Source organism: Saliphagus sp. LR7 (assembly GCF_003344565.1).
Lineage (GTDB): Archaea > Halobacteriota > Halobacteria > Halobacteriales > Natrialbaceae > Saliphagus > Saliphagus infecundisoli.
In genome coordinates this window covers 21,761-27,760 of sequence record NZ_QPND01000033.1, presented here as the reverse complement: position 1 = coordinate 27,760, position 6,000 = coordinate 21,761, and the positions used below count along the sequence as shown (strand labels likewise).

The 6,000-nt window shown below is 57.0% G+C and carries 7 protein-coding genes; 2 read left to right on the top strand and 5 right to left on the bottom strand.

Annotated features, from left to right (window positions below):
* The first annotated feature begins 358 nt into the window (after window positions 1-358).
* Window positions 359-1,615, top strand: a complete 1,257-nt coding sequence (locus DVH23_RS21505) for an RNA-guided endonuclease TnpB family protein (protein ID WP_114579410.1) — start codon at window positions 359-361, stop codon at window positions 1,613-1,615.
* A gap of 50 nt (window positions 1,616-1,665) precedes the next feature.
* Here the strand turns inward: DVH23_RS21505 and DVH23_RS21500 are convergent, their stop codons facing one another.
* The 3 genes from DVH23_RS21500 to DVH23_RS21490 all read right to left on the bottom strand — a co-directional run bounded on the left by DVH23_RS21500 (window position 1,666) and on the right by DVH23_RS21490 (window position 3,129).
* Window positions 1,666-2,196, bottom strand: a complete 531-nt coding sequence (locus DVH23_RS21500) for a hypothetical protein (protein ID WP_232833879.1) — start codon at window positions 2,194-2,196, stop codon at window positions 1,666-1,668.
* 81 nt (window positions 2,197-2,277) lie between these two features.
* Window positions 2,278-2,592 carry a hypothetical protein gene (locus DVH23_RS21495; RefSeq protein ID WP_114579408.1) on the bottom strand — a complete coding sequence of 105 codons (315 nt, stop codon included), beginning with the start codon at window positions 2,590-2,592 and terminating at the stop codon, window positions 2,278-2,280.
* Window positions 2,593-2,784: 192 nt separating this feature from the next.
* Complete coding sequence (locus DVH23_RS21490) at window positions 2,785-3,129, bottom strand: DUF6788 family protein (RefSeq protein ID WP_114579407.1); 345 nt, start codon at window positions 3,127-3,129, stop codon at window positions 2,785-2,787.
* 176 nt (window positions 3,130-3,305) lie between these two features.
* On the opposite strand from DVH23_RS21490, the gene DVH23_RS21485 reads away from it, so the two are divergent.
* Entirely contained in the window at window positions 3,306-3,473 is a 168-nt protein-coding gene (locus DVH23_RS21485; protein ID WP_114579406.1) for a DUF1931 domain-containing protein, read from the top strand.
* 368 nt (window positions 3,474-3,841) lie between these two features.
* On the opposite strand, the gene DVH23_RS25375 is transcribed toward DVH23_RS21485, so the two are convergent.
* Both DVH23_RS25375 and DVH23_RS21470 read right to left on the bottom strand, forming a co-directional pair.
* Complete coding sequence (locus DVH23_RS25375) at window positions 3,842-4,354, bottom strand: HalOD1 output domain-containing protein (RefSeq protein WP_114579404.1); 513 nt, start codon at window positions 4,352-4,354, stop codon at window positions 3,842-3,844.
* 131 nt (window positions 4,355-4,485) lie between these two features.
* Window positions 4,486-5,940 carry a S8 family peptidase gene (locus DVH23_RS21470; RefSeq protein WP_114579403.1) on the bottom strand — a complete coding sequence of 485 codons (1,455 nt, stop codon included), beginning with the start codon at window positions 5,938-5,940 and terminating at the stop codon, window positions 4,486-4,488.
* Window positions 5,941-6,000: the final 60 nt, after the last annotated feature.

The window sequence follows — 6,000 nt, the reverse complement described above, 5'->3', positions numbered from 1 at the left end:
CGCCGCCGAGCGGCGGCAATCCCTCACTTTTCGAGTCCGTTCTGTGAAGGTCTGTTCCTGATTTCCTCGATGAGGTTACGGGAAGGGCGAACTTCGTCCGCTTTCAATTTGATTCGGCGTCTACTGTTTACGGCGGGCGTGACTCGCGTCACTCGACTACGCAACCCACAGTCTACAGCAGTCCGAATACCGAACGTAAGTTATTAGCACCAAAATAACGTACAAAGAATTGTGCGAACTGAAATCGATATGGAACGAGGGAGCGACCTACACGAGCGGGTGAAAGACTACGCCCGAGACAATGGCATCCGACATCCTCGTGCCTACGCTGAACTAATCGAGAAGGGATTAGACGTTAGTGACAACGATAACTAAGACGCTTCAAGCGACGTTCGCCTCACCGACAGCCCACAAGCAGTCGAAACTCAACGACCTGCTCGAAACCTACCGTGACGGTCTGCAAGAGGCGTTCGACGCCGGGGCGGGTACCATGTCGGCGGTGAGCGACATCGTGACGCCCTACGACCTCCCGTATCAGGCGAAGGCTGCTCTGTGCAACTACGTTCCGAAGCTCCGGAAGACGTACAACGCGCAAGAGTTAGACGACGAACACCCGATACGGCTTACGAACCAAGCCGCGACATTCGACCACTCCAAAGAACGCGACTACGAGTTCACGTGGTGGGTTCCCCGACCGGGGCGCGGAACGAACTTCTGGATACCGCTCCGCATCAACCCCGAGCAGGAAGACCTCTGGCACGACCTCGTATCGGAGGACGCGAAGGCGGGCGAGATACGGCTTCAGAAGCACCGGAAGAACTGGGTACTACACGTCACCGTCGAGTACCCGGTCAAAGAACCAACGACTGACGGTGACGCCACGCACATCGGCTTAGACATCGGAGAAACCGCCCTCATCACGGGCTGTGCCCTCAAGGACGGTTCTCCGACTGACCCGTTCGTGTGTAGCGGAAGCAGTGCGAAGCATCTCCGCAAAGAGATGCACACGACCCTGAAACGACTCCAAGAGCGTGACGCATCCGAGTGGCGGATTGAAGACCGCTTTTCACACTACCAGAACGCGCTCACCGACATCGTGGAGAAGGCGTCTCGGCAGGCCGTTGAGTACGCCAAGCAGTACGAGAATCCGGTGTTGGTGATGGAGGACTTGACGTACATCCGTGAGCGTCTCGACTACGGGAAGTACATGAACCGTCGGCTTCACTCGTGGGCGTTCGCCCGACTGCAAGGGCGCATCGAGGATAAGGCGACGGAAGCAGGCATCCCGGTCGAGTATGTGAATCCAGCGTACACGTCTCAGACGTGCCACTCGTGCCACCGCATCGGTCGGCGGGACTCGCAGGCCGAGTTCCGGTGCCCGAACGACGACTGCCACGTTTCGACGTTTCAGGCCGACATCAACGCTTCCGCGAATATCGCACGACGGGTTGACCCGTGGGGAGAGAGCGTCCCGCTTGACAAGGCCGGACGCGATGACTCGCCTCGGGATGGGCGCGGTTGTGACACCGCCACGACTCACCGTGAGAAGAGCGTACCAGCGCAGATGACGCTCACGGCATTTCGAGAGTCGAAACCCTCTGCCAGCGACGACTAACTGGTATTCCCCATGCGTGGGAAGCCTCGCCGTTTACGGCGAGGAGGATGTCACGGTGGCAGTGCGTCATCGTAATCGTCATCCAGTATCTCGGCACAATCAAGTGGGATACTGGCCCATGCGTTTTTGACGACCTCGTATCCTGTCCATCCCTCCCTACGAACCATTTCTACTGTTGATTCACAGAATTCTGTCTTTGAGATGAGATCGTTATCAAGGAGGACATAGAGGAGATACGGAGGCCCCACAACATCAACGTCATATTCATGGTCGTCAACTAGACGCCGAATTGACCGTCTCGCAGCTGAATCGAGAAGCGAAACGATCTGGTATTCATCACCGTGTTCAGAAAGGTCCTGCTTGAGTGATTCCTCACCTGCATCCGGCCCGTGTGGACGAGGAACGACAGTCACACACGACCACGACGAAGGATTGCTGTTTAGGTGTTCAAGGATCCGCTGGCTTCCTTGTTTCAGATACTGTTCGCGGCTCCCTTCTGGTGGGTACTTGTTTGAATTGACGTGGGTTTGAAGTTCGTGCTTACAGACGTTTGTCGTCGTGAGGGTAAGGGAGTCTTTCACCAATTCCCACTGTTCGGTGTTCGCAATAGCAATGAGTGAACTCGTATCGGCCAATATCGGATAGCGAGGCTCGCTCGCCATTTACTCAACAACGAACGACGATGTATCTCGTTCCATAGCCGCGTCGAACGCTTCTTTCTCCTCTTCCATCCTGTCGATTTTCTCACCGAGAAGGACACGAGCCACGCTTTCATCGATCTCACCGCGGCTGTATCGTTCATAGACCGCGATCTCGTCTTGTTCATCCAGTGAACGCTGGAGCATCTCTACCAACCCTACTCGAGCAAGCTCACTTACATTAACACCCCCAATATGAATCTCATCAAGCAATTCCGCAGCTTCTTTTTCGGCCCCAGCACGGAACTGAATCGTCTTATCGTAGCTAGATCCACTCATACAACTGTGTTCGCTGTGCAGGGCTATATATGTTATGACGTGTACTTACGTGCCATAACATATTCCGAAAAGAAGTGGAGCTAGAAAACAGGCATGTGATTCTCCGAATAGACACCGTGTTTCCTCTGTATCGACGACGGCTTTTTCGACCGGCACCCACTGGACGCCCCCTGTGTGGAGTAAACCGATGCTTTACTCTGATTCGGCTTTGCCGAGGTACTCGCGACGAACGGTATCTCCGTCACGATATGCCCGATACGCGTACGGGCCGTGTTTCGGCCCACCACTCATGCACTGACAGGTGTCGTCCCCGCAGGTTCGATACTCGTGATAGACGGTGCCGCTCGATCCTTCCTCGACGACGTCGACGTCATCGGGGAGGTCGTCTTCAGTGACCGGCTCCTCGCGGCGCCGTTCGCGATCGGCGAGCAACTGATCGATGTACTCCTGAGTATCGCGAAGGGTCTCGTCGTCCTGTTTCGGGAGTCCGTCGGCGATATAATCAGGAAGGGACGCCGGTGCGGTAGGTGGAGTCATCAGCCTTGTGCAACAATAGGGCGCATTTCCAAAAAGCGTGTTGCACAAGGCAGCAATGTGGGTGTCTCCTCTTCGGCTTGTTCTGTGATTGCCGACTGAGGGCTGTTTGGACGTCGTCTTGGACGCTAGAAAGCCGAAGACTACTTCTCGAAGAGGTATGTACTGATGAGTGTCGTATGGCAGACCTCATCGTAAAATCGGCAGTGAAGGACCAACTCGACGACCAGAACGTGGCAGCGGATTTTTACGATGCCCTCGACGAGAAGGTCGCGGAGTTGCTCGAAGATGCTGCCCAGCGGGCCGAAGATAACGACCGGCGAACCGTCCAGGCCCGCGATCTGTAGACAGTCGATCAGAGGAACCAGGCTTCTTTTTTGACTGGACGCGGGCCTGAAACAGCTGTTACATACAGGGAACTCACAGTTCGTAGGATCTGGTGTCACTAGGTTTATATTACCTCTCGTCAGATTGAGTGTATGTTGAGCGACAACGAAACGGGAAATGGACTTCTCGAAAGGGAGACCGTATTGTACCTCGTCTCTGTTGGGTATATCCTCATCTTGGCTGGCTTATTTTACAGTATTAGCACTCAATCATGGAACGTATTCTATGCTCTCGTATTTATCGGGATTCTTCTCACGATCCCATTGAGGTTACTAACGTAGCCGATCAGTAAGCAGACCAAGGTAACGATCAGATTAAACTTGAGAGCTCAACACACGGCCCGGGTGACGGCGACCGTCGAACCGCGAATCCCGACTACGTACCCCCGTACAGGGAACGTTACTGAAACGTCCCCACTCTCGGCGACGAGCGTATCCAGCGACTCGGGGTCAACGTATTCATACAGTGGCGGGCCGTCCGCCGTGTCTCTGTTTTCGAGAGACGCGAGCGTATAGACGACTGCAACGCTCGGGGAGGTTTCCCCCCAATCGAACTCGTGTTCTACTAACCGTGTGTCCCCATTAGACGGATTCACACTCGGGAGGCAACGCCCTCGAATAAACCCTTTATCCATACCCTGAATCTGATTCCCCGGCCGCGGGTCGTCGCCGGCGGGTCCTTGCTCGGCATACGCTTTGCGAGTGTTGTAGACGGTTTTCCAGTGACAGCCGACGTGCTCACTGATTTCCGAATCAGTGTGCCCGTCATCTGCCTTCAGAAGAATCCGCCCACGGGTATTGTCATCGGCCGTTCGTCCACCGGTTGAAATGAACCAGTCCAACGTTTTGCGGCCTTCGTCGGAAAGCTAGGCAACGTGCTTCTCCGAAATCCTTCCGATAAATAGATCCCCAGAAATGTTAAACTAGCAGCTCAACTGTTGAGCTACACTTATCGAGACCCGCTGCGTCCCTGTCAGTTTCCACCGCCACGACCACGGCCGCGAGTGTCAGCCGTTCTAACCAGCTGCTGCAAGTCTAGATGACCAGCACCGTGGTAGGTTTCGCCGCCGGGAGCACTGCTCGCGGTCTCTTGGATGAGTGATTCGACCTCCTCGACGCTCGTGTCGGGTCGGAGCGACCGGACGAGCGCGACCGCGCCGCTGACCTGTGGGGCGGCCATCGAGGTGCCGGCCTTCCAGCCGTAGGCGGGGGAGAGTTCGTCGCCTTCAGTCTCATACACCGTCGAGTAGACGAGGTCGTTGGCAGCGTCCGGGTTGCTCGAGAGGGCTTCGAGGTCGGCGTTCCCGCCGCTGGCGCTCACGTCGACCGCACTCCCGTAGTTTGTGTAGAATGCGGGCGTCGCCGTGGGCTCCTCCAGGCGATTGCCGGTGAGCCACTTCGCCTCGTTGTCGCTGTGTTTCCCGCCCCAGCCGTAGCCGATGGGGCCGGTTGAACTGACGCCGAAGACGCCGTCGGCCTCGGTCGGGAGGCTCAGCGTGCTCTCAGGCGTCATGTCTAGCCCGTCGTTGCCCGCGGAGTTGACGATGACCGTACCCTGCGAGCGGACGTATGCCGCGACCTGCTCGGCGATGCGAAGTTCCTCCTTTAGGAAGGGGTAGTCGTCGGGGTAGACATACGGTGCGGGGAACCCGACACTGTAGTTGATGGCGTCACAGCCGGCCTCGGCGGCCTTCACCCATCCAGCGTAGCCGTCGCCCTGTTTGCCCTCCTCACCTGAGAACATCCGGTAGGAGACGATTTCGGTGTCGGGCGCGGTGCCGAGAACACCTCCACCGGGACCGTCGTTGCTGTTGGTCGCCGCGATGATGCCGGCGACGTGGGTCCCGTGGTCACCGGCGCCGTTGGGCCGCCAGTCGTAGTCGTCCTCCGAGAGGTTCTCGGAGAGTTCGTCGTTGACTACGCCTGCGAGATCCGGATGGCCGTCGTAGACGCCTGAATCGACGACGGCGACGCGGGTACCCGCGCCAGTCGTCGTGTCGTGGATGGACTTGCCGCCACCCGGTTTGTCGGTCAGTTCGTTGCTGACGTCCTGAACACGCTTGTCCCACTGGAACTCGCTGTTTTTCGGTGCGCCGTCGTGGTTGTGACTCGACCCTTTGCCATCGATAGTCGGTCCGCTACGGGACTTAACGGCACCGGTGCGGTCGTCCCCGCGATTGATGACACGGTCGGCGACCGTGGTTCCGTTCACGCGCTCCTGGTCGCCGCGTGCAACGAGGACGTCGGCCTGTGAGAGATCGTGGATAATCTCGACGTCATCAGGGACCTCCGAGCGGTCAACATCGCGGAGATTGATAAAGAACCGCGAGTCCGAGGTGGTCGCCGTCGCGGTGCCTGCACCGAGCGTTGCAGCGCCGATTACTGTACCCGTTAGCTGAAGGAACGACCGCCTGTTATGTCGTGCCATGACAAATTTACTATTGTCCAAAGCATTATTAAAGGTTGTTATTAATGGTGATGGAAATTA